This window comes from Streptomyces sp. NPDC029674 (assembly GCF_044903205.1).
Taxonomy (GTDB): Bacteria; Actinomycetota; Actinomycetes; order Streptomycetales; family Streptomycetaceae; genus Streptomyces.
Genome location: NZ_JBJDPY010000004.1, coordinates 364,560 through 384,964, shown reverse-complemented (window position 1 = coordinate 384,964; position 20,405 = coordinate 364,560). Strand labels below are relative to the sequence as shown.

15 protein-coding genes and 2 pseudogenes are annotated in these 20,405 nt (G+C 71.0%); 10 read left to right on the top strand and 7 right to left on the bottom strand.

Annotated features, from left to right (window positions below):
- The first annotated feature begins 62 nt into the window (after positions 1 to 62).
- The 6 genes from ACI2L3_RS12275 (at position 63) to ACI2L3_RS12250 (ending at position 5,005) form a co-directional block, all read left to right on the top strand.
- A complete protein-coding gene (locus tag ACI2L3_RS12275; RefSeq protein ID WP_404752265.1) occupies positions 63 to 650 on the top strand; it encodes a hypothetical protein in 588 nt (195 codons plus the stop codon).
- Positions 634 to 1,311, top strand: a complete 678-nt coding sequence (locus tag ACI2L3_RS12270) for a hypothetical protein (protein ID WP_404752264.1) — start codon at positions 634 to 636, stop codon at positions 1,309 to 1,311. Before ACI2L3_RS12275 ends, ACI2L3_RS12270 begins: the two co-directional genes overlap by 17 nt.
- A 61-nt stretch (positions 1,312 to 1,372) precedes the next feature.
- Positions 1,373 to 2,515, top strand: coding sequence for an FAD-binding oxidoreductase (locus ACI2L3_RS12265; RefSeq protein WP_404752263.1), 1,143 nt, complete (start codon positions 1,373 to 1,375; stop codon positions 2,513 to 2,515).
- Entirely contained in the window at positions 2,515 to 2,814 is a 300-nt protein-coding gene (locus tag ACI2L3_RS12260; RefSeq protein WP_404752262.1) for a BBE domain-containing protein, read from the top strand. Before ACI2L3_RS12265 ends, ACI2L3_RS12260 begins: the two co-directional genes overlap by 1 nt.
- A gap of 198 nt (positions 2,815 to 3,012) precedes the next feature.
- The gene (gene recA / locus ACI2L3_RS12255) at positions 3,013 to 4,089 is read left to right on the top strand and encodes a recombinase RecA (RefSeq protein WP_404752261.1); all 1,077 of its coding nucleotides are present in this window, start codon (positions 3,013 to 3,015) and stop codon (positions 4,087 to 4,089) included.
- A 781-nt stretch (positions 4,090 to 4,870) separates the two neighbouring features.
- On the top strand, positions 4,871 to 5,005 hold the full coding sequence (locus tag ACI2L3_RS12250; RefSeq protein WP_404752260.1) for a hypothetical protein: 135 nt from the start codon (positions 4,871 to 4,873) through the stop codon (positions 5,003 to 5,005).
- A gap of 7 nt (positions 5,006 to 5,012) precedes the next feature.
- Here ACI2L3_RS12250 and ACI2L3_RS12245 read toward each other — a convergent pair whose 3' ends face one another.
- Together ACI2L3_RS12245 and ACI2L3_RS12240 are read right to left on the bottom strand one after the other, a co-directional pair.
- Positions 5,013 to 5,453 carry an OsmC family protein gene (locus tag ACI2L3_RS12245; protein WP_404752259.1) on the bottom strand — a complete coding sequence of 147 codons (441 nt, stop codon included), beginning with the start codon at positions 5,451 to 5,453 and terminating at the stop codon, positions 5,013 to 5,015.
- Between the two features lie 49 nt (positions 5,454 to 5,502).
- A complete protein-coding gene (locus ACI2L3_RS12240; RefSeq protein WP_404752258.1) occupies positions 5,503 to 6,774 on the bottom strand; it encodes a DUF6777 domain-containing protein in 1,272 nt (423 codons plus the stop codon).
- A 171-nt stretch (positions 6,775 to 6,945) separates the two neighbouring features.
- On the opposite strand from ACI2L3_RS12240, the gene ACI2L3_RS12235 reads away from it, so the two are divergent.
- The gene (locus tag ACI2L3_RS12235; protein ID WP_404752257.1) at positions 6,946 to 8,244 is read left to right on the top strand and encodes a streptophobe family protein; all 1,299 of its coding nucleotides are present in this window, start codon (positions 6,946 to 6,948) and stop codon (positions 8,242 to 8,244) included.
- 57 nt (positions 8,245 to 8,301) lie between these two features.
- Here the strand turns inward: ACI2L3_RS12235 and ACI2L3_RS12230 are convergent, their stop codons facing one another.
- Genes ACI2L3_RS12230 through ACI2L3_RS12220 form a run of 3 tightly spaced genes read right to left on the bottom strand, consistent with a single transcriptional unit; the run spans position 8,302 to position 12,562 of the window.
- Positions 8,302 to 9,318: a serine/threonine-protein kinase gene (locus tag ACI2L3_RS12230; RefSeq protein ID WP_404752256.1), complete on the bottom strand. Its 1,017-nt coding sequence runs from the start codon at positions 9,316 to 9,318 to the stop codon at positions 8,302 to 8,304.
- Complete coding sequence (locus ACI2L3_RS12225; protein ID WP_404752255.1) at positions 9,318 to 10,184, bottom strand: hypothetical protein; 867 nt, start codon at positions 10,182 to 10,184, stop codon at positions 9,318 to 9,320. Before ACI2L3_RS12225 ends, ACI2L3_RS12230 begins: the two co-directional genes overlap by 1 nt.
- 11 nt (positions 10,185 to 10,195) lie before the next feature.
- Complete coding sequence (locus tag ACI2L3_RS12220) at positions 10,196 to 12,562, bottom strand: FHA domain-containing protein (RefSeq protein WP_404752254.1); 2,367 nt, start codon at positions 12,560 to 12,562, stop codon at positions 10,196 to 10,198.
- Between the two features lie 225 nt (positions 12,563 to 12,787).
- On the opposite strand from ACI2L3_RS12220, the gene ACI2L3_RS12215 reads away from it, so the two are divergent.
- Positions 12,788 to 13,648 (top strand): alpha/beta fold hydrolase, encoded by an 861-nt coding sequence (locus ACI2L3_RS12215; RefSeq protein ID WP_404752510.1) that lies wholly within the window; start codon positions 12,788 to 12,790, stop codon positions 13,646 to 13,648.
- Here ACI2L3_RS12215 and ACI2L3_RS12210 read toward each other — a convergent pair.
- Positions 13,642 to 13,992 (bottom strand): annotated as a pseudogene (locus ACI2L3_RS12210) (glycoside hydrolase family 6 protein); the annotation flags it as partial. The gene ACI2L3_RS12215 and the pseudogene ACI2L3_RS12210 overlap by 7 nt on opposite strands.
- Positions 13,993 to 14,095: 103 nt before the next feature.
- The gene (locus ACI2L3_RS12205) at positions 14,096 to 14,677 is read right to left on the bottom strand and encodes a snapalysin family zinc-dependent metalloprotease (RefSeq protein WP_404752253.1); all 582 of its coding nucleotides are present in this window, start codon (positions 14,675 to 14,677) and stop codon (positions 14,096 to 14,098) included.
- Between the two features lie 358 nt (positions 14,678 to 15,035).
- Here ACI2L3_RS12205 and ACI2L3_RS12200 point away from each other — a divergent pair.
- Both ACI2L3_RS12200 and ACI2L3_RS12195 read left to right on the top strand, forming a co-directional pair.
- Positions 15,036 to 15,224: pseudogene (locus tag ACI2L3_RS12200) on the top strand (transposase); the annotation flags it as partial.
- Between the two features lie 496 nt (positions 15,225 to 15,720).
- Complete coding sequence (locus ACI2L3_RS12195) at positions 15,721 to 20,301, top strand: DUF6531 domain-containing protein (RefSeq protein WP_404752252.1); 4,581 nt, start codon at positions 15,721 to 15,723, stop codon at positions 20,299 to 20,301.
- Positions 20,302 to 20,405 lie beyond the last annotated feature (104 nt).

Here is a 20,405-nt window from a genome sequence, read left to right as displayed (position 1 = left end):
CTCGCCACGATGCGTTCAGGTAGCGAACCGTCATATCACCTCAGCGAAGAAGGGGCCTGCGGATGTCGATCAGCCATACGCACGCGGAGACGGTGAGGGAACTCGGAGCCTTCGAGCGGACCATCGATCTCTATATGCACCGAAACCCCGTCCAGTTCTCCCTGGTCGCCGAGATCAACCGGAAGGTGTCCCGGCAGACGCCGGCGCGGGCGCTGCGGGGTGTGCAGGCACTGCACCCGCTGCTTCGCGTCTCGGTCGACCGCCGAGCTCCCCAGGCCCGATACCGCTGGGCGGAGGGCCCGGTCAGGATCGAAACCGCTGCCGAGGGAACTCCCTGGCAGGCGGTTGTCGCCGGTGAGCAGACGCGCCCCATGGCGCCGGAGCCCGGCCCACTGATACGCGCCGTACTGATTCCCGCCGAGACCGGCAGCTTCATCGTGCTGACCTTCGCCCACCAGATCACCGACGGCACCGGCGGCATGCGCGTGGTAACGGACCTTGTCGCCGCCCTCGACGGCGACAAGGAGGACGCCGAGCCGACCCCGGAGCAGGATGTACCGCCCCCCCCAGGAGGCCCTCCTGCGAGCTCTCGACGCTCCGACGCCCACCGCGGGCCCACCCCCGGACGAGCTGGTGAACGCGCCCGGTGAGCTGACGCAGTTCTCGGGACGGTCACCGCACGTCTCCGCCCTGGCACTGCAACGCGGTCTGACCGCACGGCTCGTGACCCGCTGCCGCACGGAGGGCGTTTCCGTGCACGCCGCACTGTGCGCCGCCGCCTGCACGGTCTTCCACCGCGCGGGCCGCCCCCGGGTGAGGGTGCTGAGCCCGATCGACCTGCGCCGTTCCGCAGGTCTGCCTGACGCCGTCGCCAACCGGTTCGCGGGAGCACGGACTGCCAGTGAGGCATCCCAGGCCGGAGATTTCTGGGAACTGGCCCGCCACCATCACGAGGCTCTGGCACACCGGCGTGCACCGCAGGTACTCAAGGCCGGCTCGGAGGCGCTGGCGCAACAGCCGCCCGCCACCCCCGAGGAGGCCGAGGCGATGATGACCGTCGCCACCGCCGCCGACATCCAGATCACCAATCTCGGGGCGGTGCAGACGCCGGCACACGACCGCACCTGTCTCACCGCTCTGTGGGGACCGGCGCAGACCACTCAGCTGCGCGGCGAGCACGTCCTCGGTGTCGCCACCTTCCGGGGACGCCTCCGCATGACGGAGCTGACCCATGACCCCGTGGCCGTTCTGCTGCCCGACATGGTCGCCGTCCTCGCCCGGCAGTGCGCCGAGCCCGACCTGCCGTCCTGATCCGTCCTGATCCGTCCAGAGCGCCGAGCTCCATCTCCCACCACGACACACAGGAGTGACCATGCAGATACCTGCCGGTACCGACGCCCACGACGAAGTCAGCACCGCCTTGCTGACCGAGCTGCGGTCCCGTATATCACCGGACCGTGTGCTCACCGACGGACCGGAGTACGCACGAGCCGTGGCGCTGTTCAACGCGGCGGTGGATGTCCGCCCATCTGTCGTCGTCCGGTGCGCGACCACCGCTGACGTGCAGGCCGGAGTACGCGCGTCTCGTGACCATGGGGTACCGCTGTCCGTGCGCGGCGGGGGTCACGACTTCTGGGGCCGGGCGTTCCGTCCCGGGGGGCTGGTTCTCGATCTGACCGGCATGCGGGAAGTCCGGATCGACGTCAACAACCGTTGCGCGACGGTCGGTGGCGGGGCGCTCTCGTCCGACGTCGTCTCGGCCGCCGAGCGGGCGGGCCTGACTGCCGTCACCGGAACGGCGGGCTCCGTCGGCATGGTCGGCCTCACGCTCGGCTGCGGGTACGGTCCCCTCCTCGGGCAGTTCGGGCTCGCAGCCGACAACCTGCTCGGCGCCGAGGTCGTCCTGGCCGACGGTTCACGGGTGAACACGGACGCCGAACATCATCCGGACCTCTTCTGGGCGTTGTGCGGCGGCGGCGGCAACTTCGGTGTCGTGACCTCGGCGCGGACACGTCTGCACCCCGTGCCGACAGTGGTGTCGGGAACCATCCTGTACCCGATCGCCCAGAGCGCCGGCATGCTGGCCGACCTCGGTGGGATCCTTCAGGACAGTCCGGACGAGCTGACGGTGGACGTGGGGTTCCTTCCCGGCCCGGACGGCAAGCCGACCGTGTACGTCGCGCCGACCTGGTCGGGGGAGCTCGAGGTGGGGAACGCCGAGAACGGGCCGGTGCGGGCGCTGGCCGGGCTCGGTACACCCGTGCTCGCCGAGGTCGGGCCTGTCGCCCGTTCCGCGACACTGGCCGCGACGGACGCCATGTTCCACCCGGGCGGATGGGCGCGATCCGCACGCGAACCGTCCAGAGCGTCTCCAGCTCCATCGCGACCGCCCTGGACCGAGCCGCCCAGGACTTCACCTCACCGTTCTCCGCGATCGTGTGGCACCAGTTCCATGGTGCCGCCACCCGCCCGCCTCTCGGCTCGACGGCTTTCGGCCGGCGCGAACCGCACCTGATGGTCGAGCTGATCTCCATGTGGGAGAGCGGCGAAAGCAACAACCACGCAGGACGTACCGTCGGCAGCTCACCCCACCTGCGCTGGCTGGAAGAGCTGCACGCGGCGCTCGAACCGTTCTCATTGCCGGGCGGCTACGTAAATTTCCTGGGGCCGGAAACTCCCGCCCAGGTCGCGGACTCCTACGGGCCGAACACCCAGCGCCTGCTGGCCGTGAAGTCTGCGGTCGACCCGGATTCCGTCTTCGCCGCCACACCGCTCCCCTTCGGGAGGGCCGACTCCGACTCCACGCCCGTCTGAGGCGAAGGCGGCATCGCCACTCTCGGAACGGTCCGGTGCGCGTCCCCTCCCGCTCCCCCGCAGTTTGGTACCTTTCACTGGACACGCAAATCGATCGGATGTTCGCTTACTGGGACCTCCGAGACGTCCGTTGTCGGCAGTAAACGCTCACGTTCTCCGACGTGCGGCGTGCCACACCATCGGACCGGGTGACAGCTCATGACAGGAACCGACCACGAAAAGGCGCTGAACACCGCGCTCGCCCAGATCGAGCGGAAGTTTGGCAGGGGTGCGGTCATGCGCCTCGGCGAGCGGCCCAATGAGCCCATCGAGGTGATTCCCACCGGATCGACCGCGCTGGACGTGGCGCTCGGCGTGGGCGGCCTGCCCCGCGGCCGTGTGGTGGAGGTATACGGGCCGGAGTCCTCCGGCAAGACGACCCTCACCCTGCACGCAGTAGCGAACGCGCAGAAGGCCGGCGGTTCGGTGGCGTTCATCGACGCCGAGCACGCTCTGGACCCGGAGTACGCCAAGAAGCTCGGCGTCGACACCGACACCCTCATCCTGTCCCAGCCGGACAACGGCGAACAGGCCCTGGAGATCGCCGACATCCTGATCCGCTCCGGCGCGATCGACTTGATCGTGATCGACTCCGTCGCGGCCCTGGTGCCGCGCGCCGAGATCGAGGGCGAGATGGGCGACTCCCACATGGGTTTGCAGGCCCGCCTGATGAGCCAAGCCCTCCGCAAGATCACCAGCGCGCTCAGCCAGACGAGGACGACGGTGATCTTCATCAACCAGCTCCGCGAGAAGATCGGCGTGATGTTCGGCTCCCCGGAGACCACGACCGGTGGCCGCGCGCTGAAGTTCTACGCCTCCGTGCGGCTCGACATCCGCCGCATCGAGACCCTGAAGGACGGCACGGACGCGGTGGGCAACCGCACCCGTGTCAAGGTCGTCAAGAACAAGGTCGCGCCGCCCTTCAAGCAGGCCGAGTTCGACATCCTCTACGGCCACGGCATCAGCCGTGAGGGCGGCCTGATCGACATGGGCGTCGAGCACGGCTTCGTCCGCAAGGCAGGCGCCTGGTACACGTACGAGGGCGACCAGCTCGGCCAGGGCAAGGAGAACGCCCGCAACTTCCTCAAGGACAACCCCGACCTCGCCACCGAGATCGAGAAGAAGATCCTCGAGAAACTCGGAATCGGGGTACCGGCCAAGGCCGCGGTCGCCGAGGACACGGGCGCCGTCCCGGTCTCCGGTGCCGCACGGACCTCGACTGGAAACGCTGCCTGACAGGCACGGCCCGGCCGGGGGCCAGGCTTCCAACACGTTCAGCATTGCGGCGACGTCCGGGGCAGGATCCGGCCGGCCGGGAGCGGCCTGATGCGTCGGGATGGCGGGCACTTCGGGCATGGCTCTCTCCTGGCGGGAGTCGGCTGGAGACACAAGTGAGCGGGGAACACCGAGACTTGCCCCCCGCGAGCGGAGGTGTTCCGTCGCGCAGGATCCGGACCACTCTCGGACCAAGTTGGCGGCCATCACCGACAGCGCCCGCGTCTTCGCAGATCAACGCAGTCGCCACACGCGTATCACCAGCAGACGAAGAACCTCCTGGTGTCGTACTCACCGAAGAAGCTCGGCTTCTTCTAGACGCACGAAAAAAGGCGCCTGAACTGGGCTCTTACCCGTCAGGCGCCTTTCGCCCGGCCCGCTCAGAGCAGGCGCCGGTTGATGCCATAAGCTCTTCCGGACCAGTCACGGACCAAACCCCCACTCACCTCCCAGGCTGCCAGGAACTTGGCGTAGTGCCGGAAGAGGGCCTAGATGCTCTGACCCGCGCGACGAGCGCATTCGGTTGGGTCCGCACCGGAGTACAACCAGAAACGAGATCCCGGCGTGCCGATCGTAAGGCCGCTTGGCCAGACCGGAGGCGGGTTCCGTGCGGGTCAGGGCGTACTTCCGTGCGCGCGCCCATGTAATGCCATACGCAGACGCGTCCACGTAGTTGCCGGCCTGGTTCCGGAACACCCGAACGTCCGGCGCCACGCCGAACCGTTTGATGTGCGCGCGCAGGATGCGCACGAACTGCGGCGGGATGGTCACCGGCCGGGTCGCGGTAGCCGCACGGCGCTTGAGCGAGTGCGCCTCGTGCACCGCGCCGTCCCTGGCGGCCTTCGTCGAGCACATGGCGAAGGCGCTGCGCGCCTGACAGCGTGTCAGGCGTCGCCGGTGCCGTCGGAGACGGTCACGGTGACCGGGGTGCCCGCCTCGACCGTGCGGCTGACCGTGCACAGCCGGTCGTGCGACGTCTTCACGGCCCGGGGCAGGATGGTGCGGGCGCGCTCCCCCGACGGACCGTCCGGGAACGTGACGTGGAAGGCGACCCCGAGGTCCGACATCCGGTTGCCGCCCTCGTCCTCGACCTTGGTGCCGGTCACGGTGACGGTGAACGCGGCCGGTTCCTCATGACGGCTCGTGGCGACCTCCACGTCGGCCGCGCTGCAACCGCCGATCGCCGCGAGGAACAACTCGACCGGCGTGAAGTCGGCACCCCCGCCGGTGCCGAAGGTCAGCGTGCTCCCCCGGGCGTTGGTCGCGGTGAACCGGCCGGGGCCTGCCCGCTCGACGGTGACGGAACGCAGTGCATTGTCAGTCATGCGAGGAGAGTACTGTCCCGCCGTTGCCGGCCCGGCGACATCCGCTTACTCACGGGCTCCCGTCCTCCTCGGGGGACGACGGCGGTGGTACGGGCTCGGACGCGGGCGATTCTTCCTCGGCCGAGGAGGGCGGCTGCGTGGCGGGCGAGGAGGGCGGCAGGACCGACGAGGGCGGGCACGAGCTTGCCGGGGGCGCCCCGGGGGACCGCGCGTCGCACGGCGGCGTACTGGCTGTCGAGGTCGACTCGTCGGGGGACTGGGTGTCCGGGTGCCGTGAGGGAGGCCTGGTCGCCGGAGGCTTCGTCTTCTTGTCGCCGGTGCCCGTGTCGCCCTTGCCCCGGGTGAACCAGTCACCGCTGTCCGGGTCGTACACGACGAACTGGTTCACGACCTGAGTGGCGGGCGCCACGACCACGACGTTCGAGGACCGGTACCCGGGCCACGCGTCGCCCGTCTGCCGCGGTGCGCTCTTCTGCGCGACGGGCGGCAGCAGCGGGTTGCCGCAGGCGCAGCGCACCTGCGGCAACCCGTGGTCGTCGACCAGTACCGCGGTGCCGGTCTGCAGCACGGCCTGGTAGCCGGTGGCACGGCCGTCGCGGTAGCCGTGGTTGGTCACGCGGGTGTCCAGCCGCAGGTGCACGGGCGTGAGCGAGCGCAGGTAGCGGGGGACGCCGGACGGTTCGATGTCGAGGACGGAGGCGAACGCCTTGTTCTTCGCCGGGTCCTTCTGGAGCGCGCCGACCTGCTTCTCCACGTCGCAGCTGCCGACCTTCCGCGTCCCGCCGTAGAGACCGGGCGCCGCGCCGTCGACGCCGCGCGTCACGTTGGCCGAGGCGGACGAGCTGGGCAGCTCGCTCGGGGAGGGTGGTGTGGAGCCCTCGCGGGCCGTCGACTGCGTGAAGGGGTCGGGCCCCGACTTGCCCGCGGGCTGGAGGAGGACCTCGCCGCCCGACTCCGACGAGCCCTCGGGGCGGGTGAGGACGACGGCCAGGATCACCGCCGCCACCACCGCGGCGGAGATCGCCGCGACGCGGGGCGCCGACTTCCACCACGGGCGACCTCCTCCGCGACCGGCACCGGGACCGCCCCCGCCCGGGCCGTCGGACCCGCCGCCGCGGCCCCCGCCACCGGCCGGACCGCTCGGCGGGCCGCCGCTCGGCGGGCCCGAGGGCCGCGCACCACCCGGAGGCGGCGTCGAACCGGCGGGGCTCGCGCCCGCCTGGGTCTCGCCCGGCCCCGAGGGGCTCGGCTGCGAAGGACCCGAAAGCGGGCCCGAAGGGGGTCCTGTGGGGCGTCCTGACGACGGTGGTTCGACGCTCACGAACACTTCCCTGTGTAGGGGGATCGGCGACGTACCTTTTATCCCGGTACGCGCCTATTGTGTGCCCCGACGTCCGGGGGCCCGCAAGCCGGCGCCGGTCGGCCTTCCCGTAAGCCCTCCCGAAGTCCCTCTCGAAAGGCGGACCGGTCCCGCGCTGCTTAGCGTGGCACCGTGAGCGAGCAGACACCGCCGCGACGGGCCGGGGCGCAACGCGCGGAGCAGAGCCGACGGGCCCCTAACGGCTGGCCCCATGCCCTTGCGGCCGTGCTCGCCTCCTTGGCGGCCATGGCCGTCGTCGCCGGGCTCGGCCTGTGGGCCGCGGGCGCCGCCGACCTGCCCGGCGGGGCGTTCCCGAGTGTCGTCGCGGCCGTCGTCGTGATGGCGGTCGGCGGCTCCGTCGGGCTCTCCGGCGACGCCGGGATGATCGCCGAGACGGACGCGGGGCTCTCCGTGCTCCCGCTCTCCGTCAGCCTCGTCGGCGCTCTGGTGGTCGCCGCCGGGTTCCTCCGGCCGCTGCGGCACCGGGCCGTGGCCGACGTGCGGGAACTCGCCGGCTGGGCCGCCCGGATCGCGGTGCTGTGGGTGCTGCTGCTCACCGGCCTCGGCCTGCTGGCCCGGCACCGCTTCGCGATCGCGCTCGGCGACGGGCCCGCCGGGGAGATCGGCGATCTGCTGGACTCCTCGCCCGAGGTCGGATTCAAGACGGACGTGCCGCTGACCCTCGTCTTCGGGCTGCTGTGGCTCGCGGGCGTCCTCGTCGTGGCACTGTCCGTCTCGCGCGGTGCCCCGCTCCCCGCCCGCCTGCTGCGCTTCCAGGAATCGGTGCGTCCCGCGGCGTACGCCATGGTGTTCCTGCTGCTGTCGTACGCCGCCCTGGGGCTCGCCGCCGGCCTCGTCGTGGCGGCGACCCGCGGCCATGCCGCCGAGACGTTCGCGGTGCTGCTGCTCGGGTTGCCCAACCTCGTCTGGCTCGCCTTCACCCTGGGGCTCGGCGCGTCCTGGGAGGGCCGGGTCGACGGGCCGTTCGGGCTGCCCATGCCGCGGGTCCTCGACGAGGTGCTGCGTACGCCGGCCGATTCCACGCTCAGCTTGCGGACTCTCGCCGAGCACGACGGGCGCGTGTGGTGGCTGCTGGTCGTCACGGCGGTCCTGGTGCCGACGGCGGCGTTCCTGATGGTGGCCCGCTCCCCGGCACGGATGCGGGCCTGGCAGCACGCCGTGCACATGGCGGTGGCGCTGGCCCTCACCGTGCTCGCCGTCTGTCTCCTGGCGGGCGTGTCGGCCCACTACGGGCTCTCGCTCCTCGGCATCGGGGATCTCGGCGGGGGCCTGTCCGGCCTCGTGGAGCTGCGGCCGCACCTCTGGAAGGCGCTGCTCCTGGCCGTTGCCTGGGGTCTGGTCTCGGGGTTCCTCGGCGGGGTGCTGGCGCGGCGGGTCCATCGGCGGGGCGAGGTGCGGCCCGGGGCCTGACCTGGCGCGGGCTGCGCGGTCGGCCGTCGGGAGACCGGCCGCTCTAGACAGGCCGCTCTATTCGGTCAGCCGCCGGAAGACCGGCTGGGCCCAGCGGGGTGGGTCGGGGGGCGCGTCCGGGTGGGCCGGGGCTTGCTCGACGCGGCGGTCCACCCGCGTCGGGGGGTGACCGTCCGTACTGCTGCCCATGGCCGCGGCCCGCATCGTGGCGGCGAATTCCAGGCACGACCCGTACCGGTCCTCCGGGCTCTTGGCCAGCGCCTTCGCGAGGACCCCGTCGAGGCCGGGGGCAGCACCCGGCCGCTTCTCCGTCAGGCGGGGCGGCTGGTCGTACTGATGGGCCCAGAGGAGGGCGATGTCGTCGTCGCGCTGGAACGGCGGCCCGCCCGCCATGGTCTCGTACACGACGCAGGCGAGGCTGTAGACATCGCATCGGCCGTCCACCGGGCGGCCCGATATCTGCTCCGGCGCCACGTAGTCGAGGGTCCCGACGAACTGGCCCACGGTCGTGAATCCGGTCAGCGACAAGGACTTCTTCGTCAGGCCGAAGTCCGTGAGGTAGGCGTGCTCGGGGTGGTCGCTGTCCGTGCCCTTGGCGATGAGAATGTTGCCGGGCTTGACGTCCCGGTGGACCAGGCCGTGGTCGTGCGCCGCGTCGAGCGCGGACGCGATCTGGGTGGCGATGCGGAGCGCGGCCGTGACGGAGAGCGGGCCGCCGCGGTCGAGCAGGTGGCGCAGATCGCTCCCGGGGACGTACCGCATGGCGATGTAGAGCACCCCCTCTGTCTCGCCGGCCTCAAAGACGGGCACGATGTGTGGGTGTTCGATCGCGGCCGCGACGCGTGACTCGTGCGTGAAGCGCCGCCGGAAGGTGTCGTTGCGGGCGAGTTCGGGGGCGAGCAGCTTGAGGGCGACGGTCCGGTCGAGGCGCAGGTCCCTGGCGCGGTAGACCACGGCCATGCCGCCGCGGCCGATCTCGCCCTCGACCCGGTAGTCCGCGATCCGCTGCCCGATCAGCTCGGAGGGCCGCCCGGAGTGCGGGCTCGGGCGGCCCTCGCCCGGCGCGGCCGCCATCAGGCGTCACCGGACCGGAGCGGCTGATGGGGTTCGTCCCCCTCGGGCGGGAGAAATGGGGCGGGGTGTCCGCCGTGCGGGGTGTGCAGTTCATCGGCCACCTGAGTCTCCCCCGGCCCTACCGCCTCGCCCACCACCCGCGTCGGCTCAGGCCCTACCGCCTCGCCCACCACCCGCGTCGGCTCAGGCCCTGCCACCTCGCTTACCACCTGCGTCTCCCCCGGCCCCATCCCGGCGGTCGAACGGTCGGTTCCGTCGGTCGGTTCCTGCGCGGCGGGGACGAGGCGGGTCGGTTCCTCGTCAGGCGGAGGGGAAGCGCCGGGGTCGGCGGCGGCTGCCCGTTGGGGTTCGGCGGCCTCGTGGTCATCGCCGTGCCCCTCGGTGGCGGGCCCTTCCGTCGCCGCGTACGTACTGAGCCTCGTTCCGTCGCAGTACACCCACCGCTCGTGGTCGGCGTCGTAGAGCCACACCGATTCGCCCTCCACGACCACGCCCACCCGCAGCCCGTGCGTCCCGCGCCGGAAGGACTCCCCGTCGCCGCCGCCCGCCAGTTCCTCCGCCGCACTCCGGTAGCGGCCGAGGGCGTCCTCGGCCCTGGTCAACAGCGGACGCGGGTCCGCCGTGCGGCTCAGGGGGCCGCTCGCGCCCGGTGGATCGCGCGGCACGGCGAGCAGGAGCCGGCCGTCGACCCATGCCGACCAGCCGTTGGCACACACGATCCGGCCCCAGTCGCCGAGCCGGTCGACCAGCTGCACGGGCAGCAGCGCGTCGAGAGGGGTCGTCGGACGCTCCACGTCGGGTGCCTCCCAGGCGGGCAGTCCGTCCTGGGGAACCACATGGGTGGGGCGGAAGTCCGCGGGGGTCATCGCCGGCGCTCCTACTTCCGCATCACGGCGGGTTCATGGCGGCGCAGCAGCCTGGCGACCACGTATCCGAAGACGGCCGACAGGACCACCAGCATCCCCATGTTGAGCAGCCAGACACCCGCGGAGTGCCGGAACAGCGGGTCGGTGGTCAGTTCGCCCGGGACGATCCTGCCGAGGCCGATGGTGCCCGCCATGGCGCCCAGCGCCCAGCGCGAGGGCACCAGCCACGCCAGTTGTTCGACGCCGGGCACGCCGTTCAGCTTGAGGAGTGCGCCGCAGAAGACCACCTGGACGATGGCGAGGAACACGAGCAGCGGCATCGTCACCTCTTCCTTGCGCACCAGCGCCGATACGAGCAGGCCCAGCATCATGGCGGTGAACGCCAGCAGGGCCACCGCGAGGGTGACTTCCACCAGCGGTGGCAGCAACACCCCGTCGCCGCCGGGCGCGTTGAGGTCGACGCCGAGGAGAGCGACGAGGGTCAGCACGACGGCCTGGAGCACCGTGACCGTGCCGAGGACGACGACCTTGGACATCAGATACGCCGATCTGGAGAGCCCCACCGCCCGTTCCCGCCGGTAGATGACGCGTTCCTTGACCAGTTCGCGCACCGCGTTGGCGGCACCGGTCAAGACTCCGCCAACGCAGAGGATGAGCAGCGCGTTCATCGCCGTCTCCTGCGTGAGCCGGCTTCCGGCCAGCGCGCGGGCCATGGCGCCCATCACGAACGGCAGGGCGATCATGATGGCGAGGAACGTGCGGTCCGCGCCGAGCGCGGCCGCGTACCGCCGCACCAGCGTGCACAGTTGGGATCCCCAGCTCTGCGGCTTCGGAGGCGGCGCGAAGGAGCCGGGCGTAGTCGTGCCGTCCTGCGGGAAGGGCCTCGGGAACGGCTGCGCGGAGGAGTTGACGATGTAGCGCTGGTGCAGCGGCGAGAGGTGGTAGTCCCGTGCCCAGTCCCGGTCGCGGTCGCCTTCGAAGGCCTCGAACGCCTCCGGCCACTGCGGGAAGCCGAAGAACGGCAGCGCGTCCCGCGGCGGCCCGTAATAGGCGATCTTCCCGCCCGCGGCGAGGACGAGGAGCCGGTCGCACACGTCGAGGCTGAGCACGCTGTGCGTGACGACGATGACCGTGCGGCCGTCGTCGGCGAGGCCGCGCAGCATGTGCATCACCGAGCGGTCCATGCCGGGGTCGAGCCCGGACGTGGGCTCGTCGAGGAAGAGCAGCGAGGGCTTGGTGAGCAGTTCGAGTGCGACGCTCACGCGTTTGCGCTGGCCGCCGGAGAGGCTGTGGATGGGCTGGTCGGCGCGCTGTTCCAGACCGAGTTCGCGGATGACCTCGTCGGCTCTGGCCCGGCGTTCCGCCTGCTCGGTGTCCTGAGGGAAGCGGAGTTCGGCGGCGTAGCCGAGGGCGCGGCGCACGGTCAGCTGGGCGTGCAGGATGTCGTCCTGCGGTACGAGGCCGATGCGCTGGCGCAGCTCCGCGTAGTCGCGGTAGAGGTCGCGGCCGTCGTAGAGGACGGTGCCGCCGTCCGCGGGGCGCAGCCCGGTGAGGGCGTTGAGCAGGGTGGACTTCCCCGCGCCGCTGGGCCCGACAACGGCCAGCAGGCACTTCTCGCCGACGGGGAACGAGACCTGGTCGAGGAGTGTCTTGCGGCCCCGGTCGACGGTGACTGTCAGGCCCTGGACGTCGAGAGACACCTCGCCCGTGTCGACGTACTCCTGCAGCTGGTCGCCGACGAGGCAGTACGCGCGGTGGCCGACGCCGACGATGTCCCCCGGCGCCAGAGGGGCGCGGTCCACCGGCTGGCCGTTGAGGTAGGTGCCGTTGTGGCTGCCGAGGTCGACGATCTCGTACGTACCGTCCGGGAGGACCCTCAGCTCGGCATGCCTGCGGGAGACGACCAGGTCGTCGATGACCACGTCGTTGTCGTCGGCGCGGCCGATGCGGATGGTGCGGGTGGGCAGCGGGCGCACGGTCGTCGGCTGCCGGAAGGTGCCGGTGGCCGAGGGCGTGCTGACGGAGGAGGGGCGTTCGGGAGCGCGGGGTTCGGGCGGAGTGCGCCCGACGACCACCGCGCGCGGGCCGTCGGTGACGCTGCCGAAGCGGATGACGCTGCCCGGCCCGATTTCCCCCTCCTCGACGCGCCGCCCGTCGGCGTACGTTCCGTTGGTGCTGTGCTCGTCCTCGATGGTCCAGTGATCGAGCTCGGCGTGGAGGACGGCGTGATGCCACGAGACGCGGGCGTCGTCGATGACGATGTCGCTCAGCGGGTCGCGGCCCACGTGATAGTCCCGGCTCGGACTCATCACCGTGGAGCCGCTGTCGGTCTCCAGCAAGAGTTCGGGCGCAGTCGGCGCCACAGGCCGCTTCCCCATGCCAGAATTCTACCCATTCGCCCGAATCTCCGCCTGAGGTCGCCACCACCGGCCTCCGCCGGGCCGGTGAGCACGAGGGCGATCAGCGCATGGGCGATGAGTTCGGGCAGTGGATCGGGTCTGCCCGGGCATGACGCGAATCCTTGCGGTGGCTGCCGCGCCCGACCTCGACCGCGCGACGTGGCCGTCCTACGACGACGTACTCCCGGAGATCCGATGACCACTGTGGCCACGGTCCACGCCAATGGGGTCGCCATCGGCATCGAGTCGTTCGGTGACGACGACGCACCCCTCGTCCTGCTCGCGGGCGGGACGACGATGCTTTCCTGGCCCGACGCGCTGTGCGAGCGCCTCGCCGCCGGCGGGCGCCGCGTGGTGCGCTACGACCTGCGCGACAGCGGGGAGTCGACCGGCGCAAACCCGCAGGCACCCGCCTACACCCTGCGCGACCTCGCCGCCGACGCGGCGGCCCTCGCCGGCGCGCTCGGCGGGCGGCCCGCGCACCTCGGGGGGATCGGCGTCGGGGGGATGGTCGCGCAGGTGGCCGTGCTCGACCATCCGGCCGTGTTCTCGGCGCTCACGCTGGTCGGCACCCGCGCGGTGGCCCCCGGCCCGCCCGACGCCGACCTGCCCGACCATGACCGGGCGACGATGAGCCGGCTGTTCGCCCGCCCGCAGCCCGACTGGACCGACCGCGAGGCGGTCGCGGAGTTCGCCGCCGCCGGCGCGGAGATCCGGGGCGACGACCCCGTTGCCGCGCGCGAGATCGCCGCGCGCGTCTGGGACCGCACGCCCGACACCACGCCCCCGGTCCAGACGGCCAACCAGCTGGGCGTGGTGTTCTCCCGGCTCGACTGCGCCCCCCGCTGGCGCGAGCGCCTGCCCGGGATCGACATCCCGACGCTCGTCGTCCACGGCCGCCGCGACCCGTTCTTCCCCGTCGGCAACGGCGAGGCGATCGCGCGCGAGATCCCCGGGGCGCGGCTGCTCGTCCTCGAGGAGGCCGCCACCGCGATCCCCGGGGCGGCGGCCGGTGAGATCGCCGAGGCGATGCTCATCCTCGGACAAGGGTCCCCGGATCAGTAGCCGCAGATCATCTTGTAGGCGACTACGGGGAGGAACTGCCCGGCCGAGGAGCCGGTTCCGACGCCGCAGTTGCCGTCGGACTCGCCCGGGGCCTTGATCCACAGGAGCATCTCGGCGCCTCCGCCCAGTTGGGTGGGGGTGCCGATGCGGCGGCCCGAGGGGTTGCACCACTGACCGTTGGAGCCGTTGCCGTTGCGGCTGGTGTCCACCGCGAACGGCTTGGTGCAGCCGTACCGGGCGCCGAGTTCGCGCGTGATGGCGTTGCCGTACGCGGTGTTCTCGGCGGTGGTCAGGCAGTTGGAGACGTTGAGGGAGAAGCCGTGGGCCTGTCGGAGGCCGGCCTTCGTCGGAGGCATGACCGCTTGCCTCCGCACACGCGCGGGTGACGATGCCTGACCGCTATATAGCTGGGTTCAGGCATCGTCACGTCGGGGTGGCCCTTGCCGACTAGGGCGCGTCCACCAGCACGCGGCCGCCGGTCCGGGTGTGTGCCGCGGCGCCGCCCGCGTACGCGTTCTCGACTCGCGAGCGCTCGGCCGCGTCGGGCACCGCGTTACGGCAGCTCGTACCGGCGCTGGAGCCCGACATCAGCTGCGAACAGGGGCCGGGCTTGGTGTCCGGCAGGCCCAGGTTGTGGCCGAGTTCGTGGGCGACGATGCGGGTCTTGTCGTAGCCCTGGGAGACCGCCTGGCTGCCGAGTTCGACCCATGCCCGGCCGCCCGGCCGGACCGGTCCGAGTGTGGCCTGCGGCCAGCCGGTGGTGGCTACGATCTGGATCTCCGCTCGGCTACCAGGGGCGGCTTTGACCAGCTTGACGTTGCCGACGTTGCCGTTCCATGAGGCGACCCCGGCAGAGATCGCCTGCTCCCAGCCTGCCGCTCGGCTGGCGTCGTAGCGGAGCGTGACCTGCGCGGCCACGCGCTTCGGCATGGTGGGCTCGGCCGCGGACACGGCGTGTGCCGCCGGGACCGCGGTCAAGAGCATCCCTGCCGCGGCACCGGCTATACCCAACCGTAAAAAGTGCACCATCACTGTCCTCTCACACGCGGGGGCTCTCGGACCCTTGGGGGACCGAAAGAGGGGACCAAGACGAGTGTCACGAACATGCCAACCGTGTCAACTGGTTGGTTGATGGCCCGTGACGACGACGCAGTGCCGAGCCAAGGCGGCGGCGCAGGCTTACCCGCTGTCTGTCGTCAGCCGTTGGGGCGGCGGACTGTATCCAGTTGGTGTACGCGGCGGTGGCCGTGTAGTTCGACTTGGACTGCCGGTCGCTGGTGGAGGCGACATCGAGCAGGGTGCCGCCTAGCCTCGCGGGCCGGCCGGAGTAGTCCGTGGTCAGGAGGCCAGCTCAAGATCGAAGAGCGTGCCGGGGCCCTAGCCGAACGCAAGACGGGGCGAACCGCACGGCACCGGCCTGGGCGTCTTCCGCTACGTCGTCGAGCGCACCATCGCCTGGCTCCACGGGTTCCGCCGCCGGCGCATACGCTGGGAAAGACGCGACGACATCCACGAAGCATTCCTCGGACTCGCCGTCTGTCTGATCACGCACCGCCACGTCCAACGGCTCTGTTAGCGCCTTTTAGGGGGTGGGGACGGTGCTGACCACCCCGGTTGCTGAGGCAGGCTCACCGGGGCGACGTGCGCAGCGTGTATGCGGAAGGTTCTCGGAGACAATCCCGCGATGCTGCGCATCCTGTCCCTCGTCGGGGAGTGGTGCCGGGAAGTGGACAGCGGGGTGAACTCGCTGAGCATTCCCGTGCTCCCCGACGTGGCATCTTCTTGAACGTCGCCCGCGGGATCAGTTGTTGCCGCAGTAGTTCCGTACGAAGTTGGCGGGGGACGCGGTCCAGCTTGAGCTCCACCGCCCACGCATCGCTCGCGCCGAGCACACGCCTCCGACCACACGCCCCCGACCACACGCCCCGCACCGTCACGGAGCCGTGACCTTCGTCTTCCAGCCACGACCTACGTCGCCCAGTCGTGACACTGTCGAATACCCGACAAGCGCCATGACCTTGTACGTTCACGTGTCGGAGCAGTTGACGAGTGCGCGTGACAGGGGTTGCAGTATGGTGGGGGACCGACCTCGGGATTGGCATGTCCTTGATCTGGACAAGGATCCGACGCCGGGTGATCCGCAGCGAGTCCGCGGTCTCGCGAAGAACCTGCACGACTTCGCCGACGACGTGGGCAGGGTCCTCCGTGACATCAAGGGGATGGCCGGCGACGAGGCCATCTTGAAGTGGGTGGGCAAGACCGCCGACGCGTTCACGGAGAAGTTCGAGGACGCCCCCAGTAAGCTGAAGAAGCTCCGTAAGTCCTACGAGATGGCGGGCGACGCGCTGTCCGCGTACTGGCCGGAACTGGAGCGCGCGCAGACCCTGGCCGACAAGGCGCTGGTCAAGGGCCGCGAGGCCCAGGCCGACCTGAGCAGCGCCAAGTCCCGTCTCTCCTCCGCCGACTCCTGGGTGGAGAAGGCGGGCAAGGAAGCCGACAAGTACAAGGACAAGCCCGGCGGCGGCAAGGACGTCCCCAAGCCCGACGAGGACAAGGTCCGCGCCGCCACCCGCAACGCCCACTCCGCCGAGAAGGCCCAGAAGTCCGCCCAGGGCGACGTCGACGCCGCCAAGAGCGCGCTGGAAGCGGCGAAGAAGATGGCCGCCGACGCGCGCAAGATGCGCGAGGAAGCCGCCGGCACGGCGAAGAAGAAGATCGACGAGGCCTCCGACGCGGGTATCCCGAACCGCAAGTGGTGGGAGGAGGTCGGCGACTGGGTCTCCGACAACTGGGACACCATCGTCGCCGTCTGCAAGGTCGTCGTCGCCGTCGTCGGCATCATCGCGATCATCATCGGCGGGCCCATCCTCGCCGCCATCGTCATCGTCGCGGGCACCATCGTCCTCGCCGACACCTTGAGCAAATACGCAAAAGGCCAAGCCACCCTCATGGACGTGGCCTTCGCGGCCATGGACTGCATTCCAGGCGCCAAGGGCATCACCACCGCCGCCAAGCTCGCCAAGGGGATGAAGGGCCTAAAGGGGATGGGCAAGGGCCTCAAGAACGGCCTGCGGCGGGGCGCGGACGACGTGGGGACCAGTAAGCCCGTCAAGAGCCGCTGCAGGAACGGCGACCCCATCGACATGGTCTCCGGCGAGATGATCATGACGAAGACCGACGTCGAACTGCCGGGCCTGCTTCCGCTGGTGCTGCGCCGCACCCACCTGTCGAGCTACTTCTCGGGCCGCTGCTTCGGCCGCTCCTGGGCCTCCACGCTGGACGAGCGCCTCGAACTCGACCACGAGGGAGCCCTCTTCGCGGCCGAGGACGGCATGATCCTCCTCTACCCCGTGCCCTCACCCGGCTCGTCCGTCCTGCCCGTGGCAGGACCGCGCTGGCCGCTGGACTGGGACGGCGCACCGGGTGCGCCCATCCGCATCACCGACCCCGACACCGGCCACACCCGCCACTTCGCGCCGACCCACCGCCCCGCGGCGGCCGACGAGGCGTTCACCATGCCGCTCGCCGCGGTGACCGACACCAACGGTCACCGCATCGACTTCGACCGGGCCTCCGACGGCACCCCCGTGGCCGTGCGCCACTCCGGCGGATACCACATCGACGTCGACACCGAGGGCGGCCGGGTGACAGGTCTGCGCCTGCGCGATCCGGAGGCCGGACCCGACGGCACGACCCTCCTGCGGTACGGCTACGACACCGACGGCAACCTGAGCGAGATCCGCGACTCCTCCCCACTGCCCTACCAGCTCGGCTACGACCAGCACGCACGCGTGACCTCGTGGACCGACCGCACCGACCAGTGGTTCCGCTTCACCTACGACGAGGAGGACCGCTGCGTGCGCGGCGAGGGCGCCGACTCCGCCCTCGACTGCGTCATCGCCTACGACTCCGACCTCCGCGTCACCCGTTACACCGACTCGCTCGGCCACACCACGGAGTACCACTACGACGAGCGGCTCCACCTCACCCGTGTCGTCGATCCGCTCGGCTTCACCGTGCACACCGAGTACGACGCCCGCGGCGGTCTGCTGTCCCGTACCGACGAGCTGGACCGCACGACCCGCTTCACCCTCGACACGTACGGCCAGCCGCTGCGCATGGACCGCCCGGACGGTACGAGCGTCACCCTGGAGTACGTGGACGGTGTCCTTCCGGCCGCGATCACCGAGGCCGACGGCGCGCGCTGGGAGGGCTCGTACGACGAGCGGGGCAATCTGCTCACGAGCACCGACCCGCTGGGCGCGGTGACGTCGTATGGCTATGACGAGCACGGGTTCCGGATCACCGAGACGGACGCACTCGGCAACACCATCCGGTACGAGTACGACGGGGCCGGCCTTCCGGTGCGGGTCACGGATCCGCGCGGCAGCGTCGTCACCATCCGCAGGGACGCGTTCGGACGCGTGGTGGAGATCCACGACGCGGTCGGCGGGACCATCCGCCAGGGCTGGAACACCGAAGGGTCACTGCTGTGGCGGGAACGCGCCGACGGCGGCCGGGAGTCGTGGACGTACGACGCGGAGGGCAACGTCACGGAGTACCGCGACGCCGCCGGGGCCACCACCACCTTCGAGTACGGAGCCTTCGGCCTGCCCAGCGCGAGGACCGACCCGGACGGCACCCGCTACCGTTTCGCGCACGACACCGAGCTACAACTCACAAGCGTGCGCAACCCGCGCGGCGACGAGTGGAGCTACCGCTACGACGCGGCGGGCACGCTGATCGGCGAGACCGACTTCGACGGCCGCACCCTCACCTACCACTGCGACCCGACGGGTCAGCAGGTCGAGCGGTCCAACGGCACCGGTCAGACGGTACGGGTGACCCGGGACGCCGCGGGCCGGGTGGTGACCGCGCGGACCGACGACGGCACACTCACCTCGTTCCGCTACGACCCGGCCGGACGGCTCCTCGAAGCCACGAGCCGGCTCAGCAGCGTCGCCTACGCCTACGACCTGGCCGGTCGGATCGTCGCCGAGACCGTCGACGGCCGGACCGTGACCAGCGCCTACGACGCGCTGGGCAGGCGCGTGCGGCGCACCACGCCGTCCGGCGCCACCTCACACTGGTCGTACGACTCCGCGAGCCTGCCGGCCTCGCTGGTCACCGCGGCGGGGGAACTGACCTTCGCCCATGACGCCGCGGGGCGGGAGACCACCCGTGGCCTTGGCGCTGCGGCGACCCTGACGCAGTGCTGGGACGCGGGGCACCGCCTCGTCGAGCAGGTCGTCAGAGCGGGTGGGGCGGGCAGGGCGGGCATCAGCGGCGAGGGGCAGGCCGTGCGGCAGTCCCGCTCGTACGCCTACCGGGCGGACGGTCACCTGACCGGGGTGAAGGACCGGCTGTCCGGCGCCCGGACCTTCGCTCTCGACCCGGCCGGCCGCGTCACCCGGGTGTCGGCCGCCACCTGGACCGAGACCTACGCCTACGACGACCTCGGCAACCTCACGGCCGCCGAGCACCCGGCCCCCGCCGGCCAGGATGCGCAGGGTCCGGCACATCACTCCGGGACACGGGTCACCGCCGCGGGCCGTTCGACGTACGAGCACGACGCGCAGGGGCGCCTGGTACGGGTGATCCGGCGGACGCTGTCCGGCCTCCGCCGGATCTGGACGTACGCCTGGGACGCCGATGACCGGCTCGCGCGGGCCGAGACGCCGGACCGCGGAGTATGGGCCTACCGCTACGACGCACTCGGCCGCCGAACGGCCAAGATGCGCCTGGCCGACGACGGTTCGGTCGCCGAGGAGACCCTCTTCACCTGGGACGGCGCCAACCTCGCCGAGCGGCAGTCGACGCGGGATGGCGTGGTGGAGACCGACACCTGGGACTGGGAGCCGGGTACGCACCGCGCGGCGGCCCAGGTGCGCAGCCGGTGGCGTACGGCCGACCCGGACGAGGTCGACAGGCGGTTCTACGCGATCGTCACCGATCTCGTCGGCACGCCGAGCGAACTGGTCGGGGAGGACGGCGAGATCGCCTGGCGGTCCGCCACCACCCTGTGGGGAAGGCGGCTGGGCGGGGACGACCGGGACGACTGGGACGACGACGGCCTGTGCCCGCTGGCCTTCCCCGGCCAGTACCGCGACCCGGAGACGGGCCTGCACTACAACCTCTCCCGCTACTACGACCCGGACACGGCGAGCTACCTCACCCCCGACCCGCTCGGCCTGCTCCCCGACCCCAACCACCACGCGTACGTCGACAACCCGCTGCGCTGGAGCGACCCGCTCGGCCTGGAGGGCGACGAGCCGACCCGTATCTACGACGACTCGACCTACGACAAGCACGGCTCGGGCAGCAGCTCGTCGGCCAAGGGCGAGATCGGGCGAGCACCCGCGAACGGACAGGCGGCGCTGGACCGGTCGATTCCGTTGGGCGACCCGAACAACCCCGCCAAGTTCCGGCGTCTCGGCGTGGACCACGTCAACAACGAGATCGTGGTCCTTGACCGGCACCACTACGAAACCGACAAGAGCGGCAAGATCACAAAGGAGATCTACCATGGCCATGTCCAGGGGAAGTACCCCTCTGACAGCATCACGGAAGGTGACCTGAACAAGCTGAAGAAAAAGGGAATGATCAACAACCTCAAGAAGCAGAAGGTGCTCCCGCCCCCGTGCGACGGCTGACGGGACGAGGCAGGAAGGCCGTTCATGGCAGCCGAATGGGACTGGAAGAGTGGCGAGGGACTGCTGGGTGTCGATGATCCCGCCGCGGTAGATGCGGCGTTCGA